Source organism: Pseudomonas sp. MF6396 (assembly GCF_002018915.1).
GTDB lineage: Bacteria > Pseudomonadota > Gammaproteobacteria > Pseudomonadales > Pseudomonadaceae > Aquipseudomonas > Aquipseudomonas palmensis.
This window is the reverse complement of record NZ_MVOK01000073.1, coordinates 1-2889: the sequence shown is the minus strand read 5'-3', so window position 1 is coordinate 2889 and position 2889 is coordinate 1. Positions and strand designations below refer to the sequence as shown.

Genomic DNA, 2889 nt, shown 5'->3' with positions numbered 1-2889 from the left:
TTTGTGATTGTGTTGCATTGCGGTACCGCGCGCACCATCCCTCAAGAAGTGGCAATGGTCACAGGAAGCTATTGGCTGCTGCGCCAATTTCCGACTTAGGGCCAGATGCCTTTGCCGGACGCTTACGCTGTTTTTCGTAGGGGAGAGAATTGAGAGTATCCCTTTCAATTCTGGATACGGGCTGAGCGTCGGTTCAGTAGAAAATGCATAGCAGGGGAATAGGCTGCAGCCTTCATGATCGATCGAGAAAATTCGGTTGTCTGCCTCCCACTTAACTAAAGCCGGAGTAAGTGCTTCAACACGTATGTTGAAATGCTGCGCCAGCCGATTAACGGGAAGGAAATCACCGCATCCTAAAATGTCGCTCTTGGCTTGAGCGAGCATTTCCCGCTCCCTAGCGATAACTCTGCGCCGGATGTCGTCTTTTTCCACAGACATCACCTCGATTCGGGCTTGTAACCAATCCTACTCCGCTGTTTGTTCGACGCAACGGACAATCGTGCTATCCATGCAGTACCCCACAACCAATGACTTTCTTATGCGCCCATCAGAGGGGATCGACCGAGAGTTATCACGTTTTGTTTAACTCTTCGTGAGGATTTAGCGAAACCCAGCCATCCATACTCCGCCCCATTCAGTAACGAGTGGGAGCCGGACATGTTGCAGCGCACTGCTTCACCCAGGCCCATTCATCCGCGCTGGCTACGCCTGACGCATTGGCTCAACGCTCTGGCCGTGTTGATGATGATCACCAGCGGCTGGCGGATCTATAACGCTTCACCTCTTTACGATTTCAGGTTTTCCAACGCGATCACACTTGAGGGCTGGCTCGGCGGCGCATTGCAGTGGCACTTCGCGGCGATGTGGCTGCTGGCGTTCAACGGCCTCCTATACGTGGCCTTCAACCTGTTCAGTGGTCGCTTCAAGCGGCGCTTTTTCCCGGTTTCGCCAAAGGGAGTACTGCACGACCTGTGGGCCGCCCTGCGCGGAAAACTCGGTCACGCCGACCTCAGCCATTACAACCAGGTGCAGCGCTTTGCCTATCTGTTTGTCATGGTGGATATCGCCCTGCTGGTGGTTTCCGGACTGGTGCTGTGGAAGTCAGTGCAGTTCCCGCTGCTGCGTGAATTGTTGGGTGGCTACGACACCGCGCGGCATGTGCACTTCATTGCGATGGCGCTGCTGGTAGCGTTTGTGGCGGTGCATCTAGTGATGGTCGCGCTGGTACCAAAAACCCTGCTGGCCATGATTGTCGGTCGCAAGGAGCCCGTATGAAAAAGCGCATTCACAATCCTGATCTGGACGAGTCCTCGATCCTGTCGGATGCCCGCAAGATCCTTGCGCCGCAAATTGAAGACCGTTCGCGCCGCTCATTCCTACTGCACGGCCTGACGCTTGGTGGCGTGGCCATGTTGTCCGGATGCAATCTGACCAATACCGATAGCGTTGATACCGCATTGTCCTCCATGTCGCGTTTGAACGACCGAGTACAGGGCTGGTTATTCAACCCCAACGCCATGGCGCCGACCTATCCCGAATCGATGATCACCCGTCCGTTTCCGTTCAATGCCTTCTACGGCATCGACGAAGCACCGACAATGGAGGAAGAGAGTTATCGCCTCGAGGTGTCTGGATTGGTCGCAGACAAACGCAGTTGGCGCCTTGAAGAGCTACGTGCCATGGCGCAGACCGACCAGATCACCCGCCACATCTGCGTCGAAGGCTGGAGCGCGATCGGTCGCTGGGGCGGTGTGCGCTTCAGCGACTTCCTCAAACGCATCGGCGCCGACACCGACGCCAAATACGTCGGCTTCAAGTGCGCCGACGATTACTACACCAGCATCGACATGGCCACCGCGCTGCATGCGCAGACCCTGTTGGCGCTGACTTGGGACGGCAAGGTGCTGCCGCGTGAGTACGGCTTCCCGATGAAACTGCGCATGCCCACCAAGCTTGGCTACAAGAACCCCAAACACATCCAGGCGATTTTCGTTAGCAACACCTACAGCGGCGGCTACTGGGAAGACCAGGGCTACAACTGGTTCGGTGGCAGCTGACGGAGCCTGAAGCTTTCACACACCCGCAAACTGAGCTTCAAGGAGTTTCATCATGAAAAAGCTGACTACCGTTGTTCTGTCCTTGTGCCTGGCCGTTGGCGCTGGCTCTGTGTTCGCTGCTGACACCATGAGTCACGACAGCATGAGCAAGGATTCCATGTCCAAGGATGCAATGAAAAAAGATGGCATGAAAAAGTCTGACCCCATGTCCAAAGACTCGATGTCAAAAGACCATATGTCCAAGGACTCTATGTCTAAAGACGGTATGAAAAAAGAAGCCATGTCCAAGGATTCGATGAAAAAGGACGCCATGTCGCAGTAATTTCAATCATCGCGCCCATATAAGAGCGCACAAAGAACTGGTCACGAAATGGTGATCCGCGGTATTTCTTTGCGACCTATATCATCCGCGCGAATGGTGCCCAGAAATTTCAAAAAATGAGGCCTGAGAATGCAGCGTTTAGTGCTGCAGTTTTAGCCCGGGCCTCATACATTGACTTAAAGACAACCTTGAACACCTAAAAACCGAATTGGTGGACACTCCAGTAATCTCGTCGTCCTTCATTTATCGAAACCTAGGAAACCCAGGTCTTTTGACGAAACTGATGGAACGTTGAGCACTCATCCGTTCCGCCTAAACAAGCCAAAACGTCTGGTATTAAGAGACATCTATTTTTACACCTGTCATTCATCCAACACAGTCATCCCCCGGTGTCAGGATAGTTGTCGCCTCTCCGATTTTTCCTAAAAAAGCATATCGGGGGCGGAAAGAGACTGGTCGTGCCGTACTATTCACCTGAACGCAGAGCCGCATTACTTAAAATGCTGCTTC

3 protein-coding genes and 1 pseudogene are annotated in these 2889 nt (G+C 53.5%); 3 read left to right on the top strand and 1 reads right to left on the bottom strand.

Translation table 11 applies throughout. From position 1 onward, the window contains the following. A pseudogene (locus tag MF6396_RS29180) lies at window positions 1–432 on the bottom strand (hypothetical protein); the annotation flags it as partial. Window positions 433–657: 225 nt separating this feature from the next. Between MF6396_RS29180 and MF6396_RS27920 the strand changes: the two are divergent. Genes MF6396_RS27920 through MF6396_RS27910 form a run of 3 tightly spaced genes read left to right on the top strand, consistent with a single transcriptional unit; the run spans window position 658 to window position 2379 of the window. Further along, on the top strand, window positions 658–1275 hold the full coding sequence (locus tag MF6396_RS27920) for a cytochrome b/b6 domain-containing protein (RefSeq protein ID WP_078482014.1): 618 nt from the start codon (window positions 658–660) through the stop codon (window positions 1273–1275). Beyond that, the gene (locus MF6396_RS27915; RefSeq protein WP_047292637.1) at window positions 1272–2057 is read left to right on the top strand and encodes a molybdopterin-dependent oxidoreductase; all 786 of its coding nucleotides are present in this window, start codon (window positions 1272–1274) and stop codon (window positions 2055–2057) included. Before MF6396_RS27920 ends, MF6396_RS27915 begins: the two co-directional genes overlap by 4 nt. 52 nt (window positions 2058–2109) lie before the next feature. Then, window positions 2110–2379 (top strand): pentapeptide MXKDX repeat protein, encoded by a 270-nt coding sequence (locus MF6396_RS27910; RefSeq protein ID WP_023446638.1) that lies wholly within the window; start codon window positions 2110–2112, stop codon window positions 2377–2379. Window positions 2380–2889: the final 510 nt, after the last annotated feature.

What these genes read in the sequence shown, in the direction of transcription:
- MF6396_RS27920 (WP_078482014.1), top strand. Translation starts at nt 658, where the DNA reads ATGTTGCAGCGCACTGCTTCACCCAGGCCCATTCATCCGCGCTGGCTA.
- MF6396_RS27915 (WP_047292637.1), top strand. Translation starts at nt 1,272, where the DNA reads ATGAAAAAGCGCATTCACAATCCTGATCTGGACGAGTCCTCGATCCTG.
- MF6396_RS27910 (WP_023446638.1), top strand. Translation starts at nt 2,110, where the DNA reads ATGAAAAAGCTGACTACCGTTGTTCTGTCCTTGTGCCTGGCCGTTGGC.